Raw genomic sequence first — 18,529 nt, forward strand, 5'->3', positions numbered from 1 at the left:
GATTGCCGCCTTTGATGATGTATGATAAGATAGAAGACAAATTGCATACGTCTTATCAAGAGTGGGCGAGAGAACGGGCTTGATGACCCCACAGCAACCTGCCGCTGGCAAGGTGCTAACACCCGCAAAGCGATGTCGCTTTGGATGATAAGAACGGCCACCCCCTTTCGCGTCATTCCGAGGCGGAAGGGGGGTTTTTGATGATGGGAGGTGAGGGGGAAGCAGTGGCCGAACGACTGTCGCTCCGCGCTTGCATGGCAGCGCATTTGCCGGCGGCGACGTTTGCCGTTCACGTCATGCGCTGCGTGCGGACGGAGCTCATCCGGTTCGATCGGCAGGCGGTGGTGCATATCGACCGCGGGGACGGATATGTCCATTTGTATGGGGAAGCGCAAGGAACGATGTTTTCCATCGTGCTGACGAACGATGAGGCGGAGGAATGGAAAGCGGAAGGACCGTATGCTCTTGACCGCTATGTATGGATGGAGCTAGGAAAAAAGGACATTTTTCCACCGCGAATGACCCCGTATTTGCGGGCTGTGTTTTCCATTGAATTGTAGAACATGAGAGAAAGGAAGAACAGCGAATGGCAGTCAAAAAATTTGAACACGTCGGCATCCAAGTGAAAGATATCGAAACATCGAAAGCATTTTATCAAAACGTCGTCGGCCTCGAGCTGCTCAGCGAGATGATTCATACGAACGGGACGATGAAACTGGCGTTTTTGGGGCTTGACGGGCAAGTCATCGTCGAACTCATCGAAGGATACAATCCGGATTTGCCGACGGAAGGAAAAGTGCATCACGTCGCATTTACGGTCGAAGGCATTGAGCAAGAGAAAGAGCGGCTCGTGTCGCTTGGCGTTCCACTCGTTTGGGAGGACATTACCGAGCTTCCGAACGGGGCGAAATATTTGTTTTTCCTCGGCCCGGACGGGGAATGGATCGAATTTTACGAGCCGGAGCGATCTGCACAATAAACACGGGCGGTCCGCTGTTTGGACCGCCTATGCATTTGCCGTCTGGCCGTTAGGGCCTCGTGCCGCGCATTCTCTCGCCAGTCTTGTCCATCACTAAGCAGCCATCTTCCTAAATAAGAGTCGTCGTTCTCTCTATTCAATGGTATACTAGAAAAAGAGAGGGGGAGATGTGTAGTGGAAGAAACGATCGTTCACGCCATTCAAGACGACTATCCGGATGAATTCGCTTGGTGCTATGGCTGCGGCCGTTTGAATGAGACGGGCCACCATTTCCGCACCGGATGGCAAGGGGACAAGACGGTGACCGTATACACGCCGCGCCCCGAACATACAGCCATCCCTGGATTTGTGTACGGCGGATTGATCGCCTCGCTCATCGACTGCCACGGCACCGGTTCAGCGGCGCTGGCGTTGCACCGGAAAAACGGCCATGAGCCGGGCAGCGGGGAGACGCCGCCGCGCTTTGTCACCGCTTCGCTGCACGTCGATTTTCTCAAACCGACGCCGCACGGGGTGCCGCTTGTGGCCATCGGCACGGTGACGGAAATTCATCCGAAAAAATGGCAAGTTGACACCGAAGTGTTCGCGAACGGTGAATTATGCGCCCGCGGGCAAGTCGTCGCCGTTGTGATGCCGAAAACGTTTGTCCGCCCTTAACAAACAGCAAAAAGCGCCGAAAAGCCGCTGTTTTTGGCAGCGCTTTCTTCGGCGCTTTGCCGCCGAGGGCGGTTAGGAACTGAGCGCCCCCTGCAGTTCGGCTCGCGCTGGCGGGCAAAGCCCATCATCATTCCCCCTGCCCGTTGTGAAGGGCCAAGGCGGCCGGAGCCGTTGTCCGAAATGCCGCTTTCTTTCCAGTAGGTTTTGAGGGGCGGTGATTTAAGGAGACAGGCCGCTTACCGGCCTCGCCTCTCAAATAGAAAAGCCCTGTCGCATCAGGAGCGTCTTTCACACGCTCCCCCATTGTTCAAAAGAAACAACCGTTTTTCACCAGCCTGTTTGGCTTTCTTTCGGAATCCTGTCCATGACCCGCTCGCACGAATGACCTTCATCGTTTTTCCATGATGAGCACGGATGACGTGGCGCTCGCCACCTCTTTGCCGTTTTGCCGCACGGTGGCGGTCACATAAACGACCGTTCGCCCGGGTTTTTCCACTAGCGCCTCGATTTCCGCTTCCCCGGCTTCCAGCGGACGATGAAACGTCGTGTGCAAGTTGATCGAAGCGTGCATTTGGTCATCGCGAAGCAAGGTCGTCACCGCATACGCCATCACGATATCGGCCGCCGCGCCGACAAACCCGCCCATAATGACGCCGTTTCCATTGAGCAGCGATTCGCTTACCTTCCATACTCCTTTCGCATAGCCGTCCCGGGCTTCTGTCAAGCGAACGCCGAGCGTTGTATCGCACGGCGGCGGCGCGCTTTGGCCGGCGATGACGTCATGCAAGTTGACGGTTGATTTCATGCTGTGTCCCCCTTTCTGTTGTCGATCTGTATTCTTTTATTCGCGGGAAAGAGGCGATTTCCTCTTTCTGCCCCTGCAAGAAGGAGAACGGCAAAGCGGCAGCGAAAGAAACAGGTAGCTGATCGTCGAAAGGAGATGGTTCGATGTATCAACAACCCGAGCAAAGCCGCTGGACGGGGAGGGTGGACAGTGTGAGCGATGAACGGGCGTTTCGCCTCCATCAGCGCATCCGCCTGTTGGATTTATCGCAGCCGTTGGCGCCGATGGAACGAGCAGCGGCTCTCATCGGCTTTGCCTGCGACGAGGGCGTGCGCCGCAACCAAGGCCGTCAAGGGGCGAAAGAGGCGCCGGCCGCTGTGAAAGCGGCGTTGGCGCGGCTGCCATGGCATCTTCCGCAAGGCGCGTCCATCTTTGATGCGGGCGATGTCGTTTGCGTGGACGGACAGCTCGAACAAAGCCAAGCCGAACTCGGCAAAGCCGTCGCCCGCCTGCTGCGAAGCGGCGCGGTGCCGGTGGTGATCGGCGGCGGCCATGAGACGGCGTATGGCCATTATTTGGGCGTCCGTGAAGCGCTTGGGCCGAACGCCCGCCTTGGCATCATCAACATTGACGCTCATTTCGATTTGCGGCCGTATGATAACGGGCCGACATCCGGGACGATGTTTCGGCAAATTTTGGATGAGGACAAACAGGTGGGGTATTGCTGCTTAGGCATTCAGAAGCTCGGCAACACGGCGGCGCTGTTTGCGGATGCACAGCGGTACGGATGCGAGTACATGCTGGAAGAACAGCTGACTGCGGGGCCGATGGAGGCAGCGTATGAACAGATCGAACGATTTGCCTCAACGTATGACGGCGTGATGTTGACCATTTGCATGGATGCGATCAGCGCTGCCGCCGCGCCGGGGGTGAGCGCGCCGTCGCCGTTTGGACTCGCGCCATCGCTGGTGCGCGCGCTCATCCGCCGCATCGTTTCTCATCCGAACACGATCAGCGTCGATCTTTGCGAAGTCAACCCGCTCGTGGATGAAGGCGGAAAAACCGTGGCGCTCGCCGCTGCTTTTTGCTTCGAAATCCTTCTTCATCTCCAATGTTGGCAAGGAGACCCCTCACTTAGGAGCAGGCACCATGGGGGCAGTTGACTTTCGACGTTTGCAAAGCAGCGCCGAGCACATTCGCTGAACATGTTGCCTGAACCATTTCATCAAGCAGCTAAGGCGGTGAGAGGATGAAATTGGTCATTGCCGAACGGGACGACAAGGAACGAGAAGCGATCCGCTGGCTCGTGTCCGCGTATTCCTTGCCGATTGAGCAAGTATATACGGCGGCTACGGTCGAGGAGATGATGGCGCTTCTTGAGCGGGAGGCGCCGGAGCTGTTGTACGTCGAATTGGATATGATTCCGTATGAACAGTGGGGGAAAGCGGCATCTTGCATCCGCCTGTTTTGCCAACGGGTGATTGCCGCAACCGCGGAGGCGACATTCGCACGGGCGAAGCAAGCCATCGACTGGCAATGCGTCGATTTGCTTGTGAAGCCGCTTGAGCCCACCAAATTGAAGCAAGCGTTGCGAACGGCGGCTTCATTTTCCGCGGGGGACGGGCGCTCTCGGCCGTCCGTCGGTGTTGGCGGCTATGATGACGATTATCGCTCGTTATTTGCCGATGACTGTGTTGACGTGTCGACCCACGTATGGCTTGTGCAGGCCGAACAACCTGCCTTCTCTTCCGAAGTGGTCCGCTTTTTAACGAACTATCCGTTTCGCCGGAGGGCGCGCGTTTTGCCGTTGACCCATATGGCGGCCTGTCTCTTTCCCGAGCTGCCGGGCGATGGAAAAGAAGAGGCATGGAAGATGTTGCGCGATTGGGAGGAGGACCATCATGAGCCATTGGCGGTCGTCATCATGCCGCCGGATGGCCGGCGATCGGTGCGTGAGCGATACCAAGCCGCCCGCCGGCTGCTCGAGACGACGTTTTTTATCGGCTACCGGCAAGTGATCGCTCCGGCGCCGGATGACGGACCGTGGCGCCACTTGGATCCGTTTCTGACGCCGGAAGAGCAGCGGCAATGGATCGAGATGCTTGAGCGGTTTGACCATGAAGCGGTCAAACGATGGCTGCAACGGGAATTTTCCGATTGGACGCCGCCGTTTCCGAGCCCGGAGATGGTGCGCACGCGGTTGACGAGCATCTTGGCGCAAATCCGCCGGTTTATGAAGACGTACCGTCTGGACCGCGGCGCGACCGAACGAGAATACATGCGCCTGTTTCAGGAAATTTTGTATAATCCGGTGCTGTATCGCATCGTTCAGGAACTGATTTTGTTTTTGCACCGGCTGCTTGACGAAGCGAGGCGAGCAGCGGAAGACGCGCGCGTCGACGCCATCGAACGGGGGCTCCGCTATATGGAAGCGCATTTTCGCGACCCGTCGCTCACGTTGGAGCAGGCCGCGGCGGCAGCCGGCCGCAGCCCTGCGTATTTCAGCCATTTGTTGTCGAAAAAGCGCGGCGTGACGTTCCGCCAATGGCTGACGAACCGGCGGCTTGAGGAGGCGAAACGGCTGCTCCGCCAAACCGACCTCTCGATTAAGGAAATCGCCGAACAGACCGGGTTTCGCACGGCCCATTATTTGACGCGCGTCTTTAAAGCCGAACTGAATCAGACGCCGACCGCCTACCGCGATGAACAACGATCGTATCGGTCATCACCGCGGTAGGCGGTTTTTTCAAAAAAAATGAACAGCCATCAAAAGAAATGGATCAATGAAGGAGAAAGAAATATGAAATTTCGAAAAAAATGACTCACCTTTAAAAGAGGCGCATCTATCTCCGTTCTCTTCCCTTCTTTACAATAAAAGCAAAGAGGGAAAAGGAGAGGATGACGATGACAGACAAGCGAACGGTGCAAGCGCTTTCTGGAACAACGCGGCGAGCGAAAGGATGGATTCAGGAAGCGGCGCTGCGCATGTTGCACAACAACTTGCATCCGGAGGTCGCCGAGCGGCCGGATGAGTTGATCGTTTACGGCGGCATCGGGAAAGCGGCGCGCAACTGGGAATGTTACGAGGCGATTGTGGACACTCTTCTTCGATTGGAAAACGATGAGACATTGCTCATTCAATCGGGCAAGCCGGTCGCGGTGTTTCGCACCCACCCGGATGCGCCGCGCGTGCTCATGGCCAACTCGAACCTCGTGCCGGCATGGGCGACATGGGACCATTTCCATGAGCTCGACAAAAAAGGGCTGATCATGTACGGACAAATGACGGCCGGCAGCTGGATTTACATCGGCAGCCAAGGGATCGTCCAAGGGACGTATGAAACGTTTGCCGAAGTGGCGCGCCAGCACTTTGGCGGCACGCTGGCAGGAACGATCACGGTAACGGCCGGCCTTGGCGGCATGGGCGGGGCGCAGCCGTTGGCGGTGACGATGAACGGCGGCGTCTGTCTCGCTGTTGAAGTCGACCCGGCCCGCATCCAGCGCCGCCTTGACACGAAATATCTTGACACGATGACCGACAGTCTGGACGCCGCGCTCGCCATGGCCAAACGGGCGAAGGAAGAGAAAACAGCGCTGTCGATCGGCCTTGTCGGCAATGCGGCCGAAGTGTTGCCGCGGCTCGTTGATATAGGTTTTGTTCCGGACGTCTTGACCGATCAAACGTCCGCCCATGATCCGTTAAACGGCTACATCCCCGCGGGGTTGACGCTTGAGGAGGCAGCTGAGCTGCGGGCGCGCGATCCGAAGCAGTACGTTGCCCGCGCCAAACAATCGATCGCTGAGCACGTACGGGCGATGTTGGCGATGCAACACCGAGGAGCGGTGACGTTTGATTACGGCAACAACATCCGCCAAGTGGCGAAAGACGAAGGAGTCGAAGATGCCTTCTCCTTCCCGGGCTTTGTGCCGGCGTACATCCGCCCGCTCTTTTGTGAAGGAAAGGGCCCGTTCCGCTGGGTGGCGCTCTCCGGCGACCCGGAAGACATTTACAAAACCGATGAAGTCATTTTGCGCGAGTTCAGCGAGAACGAACGCCTTTGCCATTGGATCCGCATGGCGCAAAAACAAATCCAATTCCAAGGTTTGCCGGCGCGCATTTGCTGGCTTGGCTACGGCGAGCGGGCGAAGTTCGGAAAACTCATCAACGACATGGTCGCCCGCGGTGAATTGAAGGCGCCGATCGTCATCGGACGCGACCATTTGGACTCGGGTTCGGTCGCCTCGCCGAACCGGGAGACGGAAGCGATGAAAGACGGAAGCGATGCCATCGCTGACTGGCCGATTTTAAACGCGCTGTTGAATGCGGTCGGCGGCGCAAGCTGGGTGTCGGTTCACCACGGCGGCGGCGTCGGCATGGGCTACTCCATTCACGCCGGCATGGTCATTGTCGCCGACGGGACGAAAGAGGCGGAAAAACGGCTGGAACGCGTGTTGACGACCGACCCCGGCCTTGGTGTCGTCCGCCACGCCGACGCCGGGTATGAGCTCGCCATTCGGACAGCGAAAGAAAAAGGCATCGATATGCCGATGCTCAAATAGAAAGGAGAACCGCCTATGCGCCCGCTCTTTGTCCGCTGCGCCCGCCAGCTCGTCACGCTGGCGGGAAGCTCCGCGGCCCCGCTTGTGGGAGAACAGATGAGCAACCTTTCCATCATGGAAAACGGCAGCGTCTGGATTGAAAACGGCACGATCACCGCCGTTGGTCCGGACGACGAACTCGTCCGCCGTTTCGCGGATCGGCTTGCCGAAGCAGAGGTGATCGACGCCCGCGGCAAAACGGTCACCCCTGGCCTTGTCGACCCGCACACCCATCTCGTTTACGCCGGCAGCCGTGAACACGAATGGACGATGCGCCTCGGCGGGGCGACGTATATGGAGATCATGAACGCCGGCGGCGGCATTCACGCGACGACAAAGGCCACCCGCGAGGCATCGGAAGAGACGCTGTATGAAGAAAGCAAGCGGCGGCTCGATCAGTTTTTGCTTCACGGCGTCACGACCGTTGAGGCGAAAAGCGGCTACGGGTTAAGCCTTGAGCATGAAATGAAGCAGCTTAACGTCGCCAAGCGGCTCGATGATACCCATCCGGTCGATGTCGTTTCCACCTTTCTTGGCGCCCACGCCGTTCCGCCGGAGTGGAAGCACGACCGGGAGGAATATATTCGTTTGATCGTCGAAGAGATGATTCCTGAAGTCAGCCGTCAGGGGTTGGCTGAGTTCAACGACGTCTTTTGCGAGCGCGGCGTGTTCACTCCTGATGAGGCGCGCCGCATCCTTGAAGCGGGCAAAGCGCACGGCTTGACGCCGAAAATCCACGCCGATGAGATCGAACCGTACGGCGGCGCCGAACTGGCCGCTGAGGTGGGGGCGATATCGGCCGACCACTTGCTTCGTGCCTCTGATGACGGCCTCCGCCGCATGGCGGAGCGCGGCGTGATCGGCGTCCTCCTGCCAGGCACAGCGTTTTTCTTACTAACCAAAGCCGCCAACGCTCGCCGCTTGCTCGACGCCGGCGTCCCGGTCGCCTTAGCGACCGACTGCAACCCCGGCTCATCGCCGACCGTCTCGCTCCCGCTGGTCATGAGCCTTGCCTGCTTGCATATGCGCATGACCCCGGCCGAGGCGCTTGCCGCCGCCACGATCAACGCCGCCCACGCCATCGGCCGCGCCCATGTGATCGGCAGCCTTGAACCAGGCAAGAAAGCGGATTTGGTTGTTTTCAACGTCCCGAACTACGTGCAAATCATGTACTATTACGGCGTCAACCATGCGGAGACGGTGATCAAGGATGGGAAGGTGGTGGTGGCGGGAGGAAAGGTGCGCGCTTGAGGGGGGATGGTCTTCCGTTGAAGCGGTTGGCGACCGGAAGTGGGATGCTTCCGGTTGTACCAGTCTTGCGTAAGAAGAACAATGGGGGTGGAGAGAAATGAAAGCGAGTCCAACCATGGCGCCATCCACGCCGACACCAACGCCGGCAAGCGGGGCATGGAAGTTTTTCGTCTTTAGCGCCATCGGCATTTTCGTATTTTTCGTCCCGGTTTCGATCGGCGGCACATCGTCAATTTTGCTCGATCATATTGTGACATGGATCCGCACCCAGTTTTCGGCACTTGTTCCTTATTATGCTCTTATCGTGATCGCTCTCGGTGCCGTTTATCCGTTTTACAAAAAAACGTGGAACAAAGATGCTGTGACAACCGTTTTTTCACTGTTGAAAGTTCTAGGACTGATCACGGCGGTCATGCTTGTGTTTCACATCGGTCCGTCGTGGCTGTTTCAACCGAATATGGGGCCGTTTTTGTATGACAAACTCGTCATTTCCGTCGGTCTCCTTGTGCCGATTGGCTCGGTTTTTCTCGCTCTTCTTGTTGGTTACGGGCTGCTTGAATTTGTCGGTGTGTGGATGCAGCCGATCATGCGGCCGATTTGGAAAACGCCGGGCCGCTCGGCCATCGATGCCGTTGCCTCCTTTGTCGGCAGCTACTCCATCGGTCTTTTGATCACGAACAAAGTGTTCAAAGAGGGCAAATATACGGTGAAAGAGGCGGCAATCATCGCTACCGGTTTTTCCACCGTATCCGTCACATTTATGGTGGTTGTCGCGAAAACGTTAGGGTTAATGTCGATATGGAATACGTATTTTTGGGTGACCTTTCTCGTCACGTTTGCCGTTACAGCGTTCACCGCTCGGATGTGGCCGCTAAGCCGCATGAGCGATGAATACTACGACGGCAAGGGGGATCCCGAGCAAAGAGTGACGGGTAACTATATGAAACAAGCTTGGTCTGAGGCGATGAAAGCGGTAGCGCAGTCAAAAGGGATTGGGACGAACATATGGGAAAACTTGCGCGATGGTTTTATCATGACGATGGGCATTTTGCCTTCCATTATGTCGGTCGGGTTGATCGGGCTGCTGCTCGCTGAATATACGCCGTTGTTTGATTGGCTGGGCTATCTGTTTTATCCGTTTACTCTTCTCTTGCAAATTCCAGAGCCGTTGTTGGCAGCGAAAGCCTCGGCCATCGAAATCGCCGAAATGTTTTTGCCGGCCTTGCTTGTCACTGAAGCACCGCTCGTAACGAAATTTATAGTTGCCGTTGTTTCCGTTTCTGCCATCTTGTTCTTTTCCGCTGTCATTCCATGCATTGTATCCACTGAGATTCCGCTCAGTTTGCCGAAACTGCTCGTCATTTGGTTCGAGCGGACGGTATTGACGCTCATCCTCACCGCACCACTGGCGTACTGGCTGCTTTGACAATGAGCGGGCGTCAAGACAAGCGGATGTTTCTTTCCCATTGGGAACGAGCGAGGAGAACTTGACTGCTTGAACTTCGGGGGAGGGGTCACCAAAACAATGATCAATGTGAAACATTGGCTAGCCATCGCAATCCTTTTTTCTTATCCGCATGCAGTATATGGGAAACGAATCGATATTGATCAGTGACGTCGTCCATCATTGACCTAGCTATATGCGGTTTGCGCCGGGAGGATCAGCGCTGGCAAAAGAACAGTATCCACCCTAGCGATTCGTTCGCTTGAGGGTGGATGATTTCCTTTGATAGAGCGGCAGGACCGAACTCCCCCGAACTTTGTGAAGCGGCCGTCCGCATCGGCACTGCCAATATGGCTTCGCCCGGCCGTGCCGCTTCGTGCTAGTAAGGATTCCAGATCACGTGAAATGGGAAGCTGATGCCGCCAAGCGTCTCCGATGGAGAGACTTGGCGGTAAAGCGACCTGCTCCTTTCATCACCGGCCTCCAGATGCTTACATCGTTTCCCGCTGCTGCTTTAACAAATCGCGAATTTCGGTGAGCAGCTCTTCTTCTTTTGTCAGCGTCGGCGCTGTTTCCTTCACTTCTTCTTGCTTTTTCACCCGTTCGTATAAGGTGTTGATCAGTTTGACAAACAGGAAAATCGAGAAGGCGATAATCAAAAAGTCGACAACCGTTTGGATAAACGCGCCGTATTTGATTTCCGCCTTGCCGACTTTCCATGATAAGCTGCTGAAATCAATGCCGCCTAGAATCAACCCGACAAGCGGCATGATGATGTCATTGACGAGCGAGGAAACGATTTTGCCAAACGCCCCGCCGATGATGACCCCAACGGCTAAATCGATGACATTGCCGCGGACGGCGAATTTTTTAAATTCGTTCCACATGACAATCTCCTCCCTCTAGAAATGTTGATTGATCAAGGATGTTCGGCCTTTCAACGGCGTCAAAAAATATGGTTCGACAACATTCATTTTTTGAACGGTCGTTTTCTGTATTATACCATACAGCGGCTTGGGAAAAACGTTTCGAGACGAAATCATAGAAAATCGATCGTATTTATAGTATTATAAGCGTGTCAACGAAAGCAAAAAGGGGGATATGCACCATGGAAATGACCGCGCAACAAGACGTTCGCGCCAAGCAGGCGGCGAACGCTCCGAAAAATCCGACGGCATGGATCATTGCAGTCTCCTGCTTCGTACTAATCGGCGGCGCGTTGTTCTTGTATAGCCGCGTGTCTTGGCAACAAGCGCTGTTGTATTTGTTGGGAGCACTCGGTGGCTTTGTGCTTTACCAGGCCCATTTCGGCTTTACCTCGGCGTGGCGGAAATTCATTTTGTACCGCCAAGGAGAAGGCATTCGGGCGCAGATGATCATGATGGCGGTGGCCAGCGCGTTGTTTTTGCCGCTATTGTTGAAAGGATCGGCGTTTGGCCATCCGGTGTCAGGGTATGTATTTGGCGTAGGGGTGTCGGTGATCGTCGGCGCCTTTCTGTTTGGCATCGGCATGCAGCTGGGGGACGGCTGCGCGTCCGGGACGTTGTATCATATTGGCGGCGGCGATGCCAATGGCATAGTGACACTCATCGGTTTTATCGCCGGATCGGTCATTGCGACGGCTCACTTTGATGTATGGGCGCAAATGCCGCAATGGGAGCCGTTCTCGTTCATTGTCCAATTCGGCGCGCTTGGCGGGTTTGGATGCCAGCTTGTTTTGTTAGGAGCGGTCTATTATATTGTGACGGTGATGGAAAAGCGGCGCCACGGCAAGCTGATGACGATGCCGCTTGCCAATCGGAACGGCTGGAAGGCCATGTACAAGGGTCCTTGGCCGCTTCTTGCTGGCGCGCTGCTGCTCGCTCTTGTCAATGCGCTTGTTTGTGCTGCTCATCAGCGGCAAACCGTGGGGCATCACGTCCGCGTTTGCCTTATGGGGCGCGAAGGCGGTGCAACTGTTTGGCATTGATCCGACCGCTTGGACATATTGGCAAGACGAGGCGAAACGGCAGGCGCTCGCCAATCCGCTCTACTACGATACAACGACGGTCATGGACATTAGCTTAATGTTCGGAGCTTTATTGGCCGCGGCGCTCGCTGGCCGCTATGCGAAGCCGGTGCAATGGAAGCGGCCGACGCGCATGACGATTGGCGCGCTCATCGGCGGATTGATGATGGGTTACGGCGCCCGACTGGCGTTCGGCTGCAACATCGGTGCGTATTTTGGCGGCATCGCTTCCTTCAGCGCTCACGGCTGGGCTTGGTTTGTCTTTGCTTTCCTTGGCAGCTTGATCGGCGTCAAGCTGCGCCCGTATTGCGCATACAAAAACTAGCAATCTTGCGCCCCGCTGTATAGGTGGGGTGCTTTTTTCATTTGTAGGCGCCGTATGATACAATAAGGAAAATAGGAAGCAAGGGCGCCGTTTTGGCAAGGATGCGCCCGAAAGGATGAAAGGCATGCGAACGAAAGCTTCCATCGTCTGCATCGCCGGGGCGAAATCGATTTTGGATTTAGGCTTGACGCTTGAGTACCTCGAGACGCACGGCGTTCCGGTTCTCGGCTATCAGACGGACGTCCTGCCAGCCTTTTACTCGCGGACAAGCCCGTTTCGCGTCGATTACCGCTTAGACAGCGCCAAAGAGATCGCCACGTTCATTGAAACCAAATGGACGCTCGGCTTAGCCGGCGGCATCGTCGTCGCCAATCCAGTTCCGCCAGAAGACGAGCTCGAGGAATCGTACATCACCACCATCATCGAACAAGCGCTCAAGGAAGCGGAAGAAAAGCGCATCACCGGCAAAGCGGTCACCCCGTTTTTGCTTGACTGGGTGAAAACATTCACCGATGGGAAAAGCTTACAAGCGAACATCGCCTTAATGAAAAACAACGCCGCCTTAGCGGCCGACCTTGCCTGTGAACTGTCTTAATGTGCGCGCCCCCGCCCTGATGGAAGAGCGGGGGCATGATGGCAGTGGAGATGTTAGATGTTATCGGGTGTGAAGCAAATGGCGGATTTTTCGATCATGCTGGGCGATTTTGACGGAGTGAAAGTCAACGGTCTCTTGTGTTTCAGCCAGTTCGACGCGGATGTGGCCGAGTTTCGCTTCGAGCCGTTCGAACCGTTCGTTCACGGTGCGCTCCAATTGGGCGATTTGCCGCTCAAACCGTCCGTCCATCTCCTCGATGCGCCCATCCATTTCTTCGATGCGCTTGTCCATCTCTCCGATCCGTTTGTCCATCTCTTCCATGCGTCTTTCCATGTCTTCCATCCGTTTGTTCATCATGTTCGTCTGTTCGTTCAGCGTTTGGACTTGTTGTTGGAGCGAGTCAAATTTCTCATAGAGCGCTTCGAACTGTTTGCGCATGTCTGTCGCATACAAATCAAGCGCTTGCAAAATTTGCGCCAATATCGTTTTTTCTTCCATAAACACTCACCTCCTTTCTCTCTAGTATATCAGACAAGCAAGCTAACGAGAAGAAAAGATAGGTTTCAAACAGGCGGGATTTTGTCAATGATTATAAAGGGGGGGCACAGCCATGACAGAAATGTCCCTGTATTCATCGTTTGGCATCTATTGGGTTGCCGATGGCCCTCGTTTCGACTGCTGTCACGGCCATCGTTTTCGTTGCGATTTTTGCGGTTGGAGTGTTAAAATGGAAAATATTCGTCATGGGACTAGCTGAACGTTGATGTCCGGCTGGCGCCAGAGACGAAGGAAGAAAAAGGTGGGTGTGATCATGTCCTTTTTAGAAACGATCGAACCGTATTTATTTTGTGAAGATCCTCTCCTCCGTCAGTTTGCCTTTTACGCAATAGAGGAGTATCCAGGTGTTCCAGCTGCGTGGGTGGAGCGTCTCATTGACGAGGCCGTCACAACTGCCGACGAGGACATGCGAAGCATGATTTTGCGCGGTGTATCGAAACAACCGCTGACCGATCGGGCGCTTGAACGGTTGTTGACCATCAAAGATGCGGCCAAGTATGTCCGCTGGTTTTTCCCGTTTTCGGTTGCGCAACTTGAAACCTACGGACAGCAGCTGCTTCGCCACTTCCCGCGGTCTTGGCAACGCGCTGTCCGGCTTGTGGCCGAGGGAGCGGAAGACGACGTATGGGATCACTACTTTTCGTTGCTTTCCCGCTTGGAACAGGAAGAGATGTTTAACCAGAACTTGTTTTCCGCTGCCAAGCAAGTCGTGCGCATTCTCGTTGAGCGCGAGTGGCTGACAAAGGAAGACGTGGGTCTCACGTGGACGAAAAATGAACAGCAGCCATGGTTTTCGTACGATGGTATTTTGGCGGTGTATGCGCTTTCGTTGCTGAGCGCCACCGAATATATTCCAAGACTAGCCTCGCTGTTGGAACAACAGGATGACGATGTGCTCCTCGATCAAGTCGTTTATGCGTTGTCGACGTTTCAAAACGGCGAAGTCATCGAAGCCGTACGCCCCTATGCGTTTCAAAAGGAAACGGCCTTTTCGGCCATTCATGTGCTCGCCAACATTAAATCAAAGCAGGCCGTCCGTGTATTGCGGGAAGTGTTTTCCGAGCTGCGCGATGATGACATGCGCGCGTTTTGCTTTGAGGCGCTTTGCCACCAGCTGGATCAAGAAGCGCTTCCGGAAGTGGAAGAATATTTAGAAAGAGTGGAAAAATGGGGACATTCCGGGCTGATCGATGTAGAACAAACCGCTTACGGATATTATACCATTCTAGGGCTCGACCATCCGAAATTAGAAAAATGGAAGGCGCTCGCCGAGCAAAGATACCGCCATTTTCAAGCGTTGTTGCAAAACCCGCCTTTGCCAAAAAACATTCCATACCGCCGGGAAGAGCCCAAAATCGGCCGCAACGACCCGTGTCCATGCGGCAGCGGGAAAAAGTATAAAAAGTGCTGCGGGAAGTAAACACACATACTTGGCCGAACCAACAGCCCGCCTCCGCGCCTGAAAGTGAGGAGCGGGCTTGTTGCTTAACAAAGATCTGTACGATGCTTCTAAGATCCGATCTGTACTTTCTCTCATTTCGTAAAACTCTTCGAGAGAAACGAAATGGTTGTTAGGCGGGTTCACAAAAACACCTTCTCCCCCTTTTTTTGTTATTTACTGTAAACCAACCGATCCACTAACACTAGAAATCAAGCGAAAAAGAGACGTGAACCGGACTGCGTAAGGAAGATGGATGTGCCAACCACTCAGGCAAGGAAGTTCATGGCTTATGGATAGAGTAGCACGGCATCAAGGAATCGACAAGTTTTCCTTAGCATGAGAAGGCCGGTAAAACACAGCCGTCACCAGCCCGTCGGAGGTATTTCGCCAAAAAACATTCATGAGAAAATGTTGCTCGCGATCTAGAAGGGTGGTGAAAAACAGCGATGGCCCCTAGCCGGCATCCGATGGCATGAAACGAGAAACCAATGGCAAAACGTTTTTAGTTTGCGAAACACGATGGTGAATTAGCATGCTTCTTAAATAGGTTTCTTGCACGACAAATTTCGACACCGTCTGGTTAATCTTTTTAGTAAAATAGAATCATGTTTCACCAAAAAAGATAAGGAGCATCGGGCTGTAATGAAACTGAAAGGAATTATTGACAATAGGCGGAACGGTTTAGTGGGCGATGTTTTAAAAACACATATGTCCAAAGGCAGCAAACTATCGATTGCGGCTGCGCATTTTACTTTATATGCGTTTGTGGAGCTAAAAAAAGAGCTGTCACAACTCGATGAATTCCGTTTTATTTTCACAGAGCCTGCCTTCGTGCGCGGAAACGGATTGTTAAAAGGGCTAATAGAGAAAAACGAAACGATCCTGTATGGAGTGGAAGAAGAGAGAAAATATAAAGTAGAGTTAAACCAGGCATACATAGCTAAAGAATTAGCGAAGTGGCTAGAGCGAAAAGCACAAATTAAATCCGTCACCAATCAGCGAATTCAAGGCGGTTTGTATCATGTCAGGAATAACGATGGAACGCAAATCGGCTTAATTGGTGGTGCGCCGTTCTCCAGCCCTGGGCTAGGCTACAGCAACTCTTCCAACATTTATATTAACCATATTGTCGACGATGAGCATGCCAGTACCCAACTGCTCCGTCAGTTTGACGCCATATGGCAAGACGAGCAGGCATTGCAAGATGTGAAGGACGAAATATTGCGGCGCTTGGAAGTGATGTATAAAGAAAACTCACCGGAGTTCATTTACTTCGTGACGCTCTACCATTTATTTAAAGGCTTCTTGCAAGATGCGAAAAACTACGAATCGCTGCAAACAAGAACGGGATTTGAAAATACGGTCATTTGGAACAAACTTTACGATTTTCAGCGCGATGGGGTCGTCGGCGCTATCAATAAAATCGAAACGTACGGGGGATGCATTATCGCCGACAGCGTCGGGCTCGGAAAAACGTTTGAGGCGTTAGCGGTCATTAAATATTACGAACTGCGCAATCATCGCGTTCTCGTGCTGGCACCAAAAAAACTAAGGGAAAACTGGGCGATTTATCGCTTAAACGATAAGCGCAACATTTTGGCGGAAGACCGCTTTTCCTATGACTTGCTCAACCATACCGATTTATCGCGCGAGCGCGGATATAGCGGTGATATTAACTTGGAACATGTGAACTGGGGAAATTATGATTTAGTTGTGATCGACGAGTCGCATAACTTTCGCAACAACGATCCGCGCAACGACCGGGTGACGAGATATTCCCGCTTGATGAACGATATCATTAAAGCAGGGGTGAAAACAAAAGTATTAATGCTTTCCGCCACCCCTGTCAATAACAAACTCGACGACTTAAAGAACCAGATTGCCTTCATTACAGAAGGAAATGATAAAGCCTTGGCGGAGACAGCGAACATCAAAAGCATCAGCCAGACGATCCGCCGCGCGCAGTCGCAGTTCAACAAATGGAGCAGTCTTCCTGAAGAAGAGCGGACCACTGAGCGGTTGTTAGATATGCTAAACTGGGATTATTTCACCTTGCTTGACTCATTAACCATTGCCCGTTCGCGCCGCCACATTGAAAAATATTACAATGTAAACGCGATCGGCTCGTTTCCGACTCGCCTGAAGCCGATCAATATGAAAGAAACGATTGACGCCAAAGATGAATTTCCGCCGCTCGAAAAAATCAATAATGACATATTGCGGTTGCGATTGGCCGTTTATTCGCCGATGCAGTATATTCTGCCACATAAAAAAGCCGTTTATAGCGAAAAGTACGATACGAAAGTGGCAAACGGTAGGATTTTTAAACAAACCGACCGAGAAAATAATCTTGTCTATTTAATGAAGTCCAACTTGTTGAAGCGACTGGAAAGCAGCATTCATTCCTTTTCTTTAACATTGGAAAACATCATCCATCAGATCGATTCGCACATTCAAAAAATCGATCACTATGACCCGAAAAACGAAACGGTCGGAGAGATTAACGATATCGATATGGAAGATCCTGACTTGGAAGACGCGTTAATCGGCTCGAAAGTGAAAATTTTCATCAAAGATATGGACCTAATCCGCTGGAAGCAAGACTTATTATATGACCGCGAAATTTTGACGAAGCTGCTTGCCCAAGCGCGAAAAGTAACACCGGAGCGCGATCAAAAACTATTGGCCTTGAAAAAAGTCATTCAAAACAAAATCGAGAACCCCATTAACAGCCAAAACAAGAAATTGCTCATTTTTACCGCGTTTGCGGATACGGCGAACTATTTATATGAAAACTTGCATGAATGGATTTATCGCCATTTTGGCCTGCACTCCGCTGTTGTTACAGGTTCAGATCATCCGAAAACGACATTAAAAATGAAAAAAGTCGACTTTAATAATGTCTTAGTGAACTTTTCACCTATTTCGAAGGAACGGGCAAAAGTAATGCCTGAGATGAAAGAGGAAATTGACATACTGATCGCTACCGACTGTATTTCCGAAGGGCAAAACTTGCAAGACTGCGATTATCTCGTTAACTATGATATCCATTGGAATCCGGTTCGCATTATCCAGCGTTTCGGTCGTATCGATCGGATTGGCAGCAAAAACGAGCGCATTCAACTCGTTACCTTTTGGCCGTCGATGGAACTCGATGAATATATTAATCTCGTCAACAGGGTAAAAGACCGAATGACCATTCTTGATATTTCTTCCACCGGAGAAGAAAACGTCATTGCCGACAACAGCAATGAAATGAAAGATTTGGAATACCGTCGCAAACAGCTTGAGAAACTCCAAAACGAAGTCATTGATCTAGAGGACATTTCTGGGAACATTTCGCTAACCGATTTTACGCTAGATGACTTCCGCATGGATTTACTCAATTTCATGAAGGAACATAAAGAAGCGGTGGAAAAAGCGCCGCTAGGATTGTTTAGCGTGACCGTGAATCAAAACGAAAAACTAAAGGCCGAAATTCAACCCGGGGTTATTTTCTGTCTGAAACAAGTGAACAACGTCACATCATCAAACGAACAAAACGCGCTCCATCCGTATTACTTAGTGTACGTGCGGGAAGACGGCAAGGTGTTGTATAACCATGTCCACGTAAAAAAAATTTTGGACTTCTACCGTTCACTATGCAACGGAAAAAAAGAAGTGGAGTGGGAGTTATACGAAACGTTTTACCAAGAAACGAAAAACGGAAAAGACATGGGACAATATAAGGCGCTGCTGGAAAAAGCGGTGGAAGATATCGTTGGCAAATTTGATCAGCAAATCACGCTGAACATATTTAGCCTCGGCAACTTGGACAGCTTGGTGACGAACGCGAATACGAGTTTGCAAGATTTTGAAATCATCTCTTATCTTATCATTAAAGGGTGA

Annotated in this window: 13 protein-coding genes, 2 pseudogenes and 1 riboswitch; of the genes and pseudogenes, 12 read left to right on the forward strand and 3 right to left on the reverse strand. The window is 52.9% G+C overall.

Going from position 1 to position 18,529, the window contains the following annotated elements; genetic code table 11:
* Nucleotides 1–49: 49 nt before the first annotated feature.
* A riboswitch (SAM riboswitch) is annotated at nt 50–154 on the forward strand.
* 49 nt (nt 155–203) lie between these two features.
* The 3 genes from ACTVIM_RS06685 to ACTVIM_RS06695 all read left to right on the forward strand — a co-directional run bounded on the left by ACTVIM_RS06685 (nt 204) and on the right by ACTVIM_RS06695 (nt 1,636).
* Entirely contained in the window at nt 204–560 is a 357-nt protein-coding gene (locus ACTVIM_RS06685; protein WP_445614320.1) for a hypothetical protein, read from the forward strand.
* Nucleotides 561–586: 26 nt separating this feature from the next.
* A complete protein-coding gene (locus tag ACTVIM_RS06690; protein ID WP_445614000.1) occupies nt 587–979 on the forward strand; it encodes a VOC family protein in 393 nt (130 codons plus the stop codon).
* A gap of 174 nt (nt 980–1,153) precedes the next feature.
* Nucleotides 1,154–1,636 (forward strand): PaaI family thioesterase, encoded by a 483-nt coding sequence (locus ACTVIM_RS06695; protein WP_445614002.1) that lies wholly within the window; start codon nt 1,154–1,156, stop codon nt 1,634–1,636.
* Nucleotides 1,637–2,024: 388 nt separating this feature from the next.
* Here ACTVIM_RS06695 and ACTVIM_RS06700 read toward each other — a convergent pair whose 3' ends face one another.
* Nucleotides 2,025–2,441, reverse strand: coding sequence for a PaaI family thioesterase (locus ACTVIM_RS06700; protein ID WP_445614003.1), 417 nt, complete (start codon nt 2,439–2,441; stop codon nt 2,025–2,027).
* Between the two features lie 143 nt (nt 2,442–2,584).
* On the opposite strand from ACTVIM_RS06700, the gene hutG reads away from it, so the two are divergent.
* The 5 genes from hutG to ACTVIM_RS06725 all read left to right on the forward strand — a co-directional run bounded on the left by hutG (nt 2,585) and on the right by ACTVIM_RS06725 (nt 9,696).
* The gene (hutG, locus tag ACTVIM_RS06705) at nt 2,585–3,583 is read left to right on the forward strand and encodes a formimidoylglutamase (RefSeq protein WP_445614004.1); all 999 of its coding nucleotides are present in this window, start codon (nt 2,585–2,587) and stop codon (nt 3,581–3,583) included.
* Nucleotides 3,584–3,669: 86 nt separating this feature from the next.
* A complete protein-coding gene (locus ACTVIM_RS06710) occupies nt 3,670–5,157 on the forward strand; it encodes a helix-turn-helix domain-containing protein (RefSeq protein WP_445614005.1) in 1,488 nt (495 codons plus the stop codon).
* 167 nt (nt 5,158–5,324) lie between these two features.
* A complete protein-coding gene (gene hutU, locus ACTVIM_RS06715) occupies nt 5,325–6,980 on the forward strand; it encodes a urocanate hydratase (RefSeq protein ID WP_445614006.1) in 1,656 nt (551 codons plus the stop codon).
* A gap of 15 nt (nt 6,981–6,995) precedes the next feature.
* On the forward strand, nt 6,996–8,270 hold the full coding sequence (gene hutI, locus ACTVIM_RS06720; RefSeq protein ID WP_445614007.1) for an imidazolonepropionase: 1,275 nt from the start codon (nt 6,996–6,998) through the stop codon (nt 8,268–8,270).
* Nucleotides 8,271–8,367: 97 nt separating this feature from the next.
* Nucleotides 8,368–9,696, forward strand: a complete 1,329-nt coding sequence (locus ACTVIM_RS06725) for a YjiH family protein (protein WP_445614008.1) — start codon at nt 8,368–8,370, stop codon at nt 9,694–9,696.
* 509 nt (nt 9,697–10,205) lie between these two features.
* On the opposite strand, the gene mscL is transcribed toward ACTVIM_RS06725, so the two are convergent.
* Nucleotides 10,206–10,601, reverse strand: coding sequence for a large conductance mechanosensitive channel protein MscL (gene mscL, locus ACTVIM_RS06730; RefSeq protein WP_445614009.1), 396 nt, complete (start codon nt 10,599–10,601; stop codon nt 10,206–10,208).
* 221 nt (nt 10,602–10,822) lie between these two features.
* On the opposite strand from mscL, the pseudogene ACTVIM_RS06735 reads away from it, so the two are divergent.
* Both ACTVIM_RS06735 and ACTVIM_RS06740 read left to right on the forward strand, forming a co-directional pair.
* A pseudogene (locus ACTVIM_RS06735) lies at nt 10,823–12,047 on the forward strand (YeeE/YedE family protein).
* A gap of 154 nt (nt 12,048–12,201) precedes the next feature.
* Nucleotides 12,202–12,642 (forward strand): annotated as a pseudogene (locus tag ACTVIM_RS06740) (pseudouridine-5'-phosphate glycosidase); the annotation flags it as partial.
* A 60-nt stretch (nt 12,643–12,702) separates the two neighbouring features.
* On the opposite strand, the gene ACTVIM_RS06745 reads toward ACTVIM_RS06740, so the two are convergent.
* The gene (locus ACTVIM_RS06745; protein WP_445614010.1) at nt 12,703–13,140 is read right to left on the reverse strand and encodes a hypothetical protein; all 438 of its coding nucleotides are present in this window, start codon (nt 13,138–13,140) and stop codon (nt 12,703–12,705) included.
* 313 nt (nt 13,141–13,453) lie between these two features.
* Here ACTVIM_RS06745 and ACTVIM_RS06750 point away from each other — a divergent pair, with 313 nt between their 5' ends.
* Together ACTVIM_RS06750 and ACTVIM_RS06755 are read left to right on the forward strand one after the other, a co-directional pair.
* On the forward strand, nt 13,454–14,620 hold the full coding sequence (locus tag ACTVIM_RS06750) for an SEC-C metal-binding domain-containing protein (RefSeq protein ID WP_445614011.1): 1,167 nt from the start codon (nt 13,454–13,456) through the stop codon (nt 14,618–14,620).
* A 663-nt stretch (nt 14,621–15,283) separates the two neighbouring features.
* Complete coding sequence (locus tag ACTVIM_RS06755) at nt 15,284–18,529, forward strand: helicase-related protein (RefSeq protein WP_445614012.1); 3,246 nt, start codon at nt 15,284–15,286, stop codon at nt 18,527–18,529.

The sequence above is a fragment of the Geobacillus sp. YF-1 genome, from assembly GCF_052692335.1.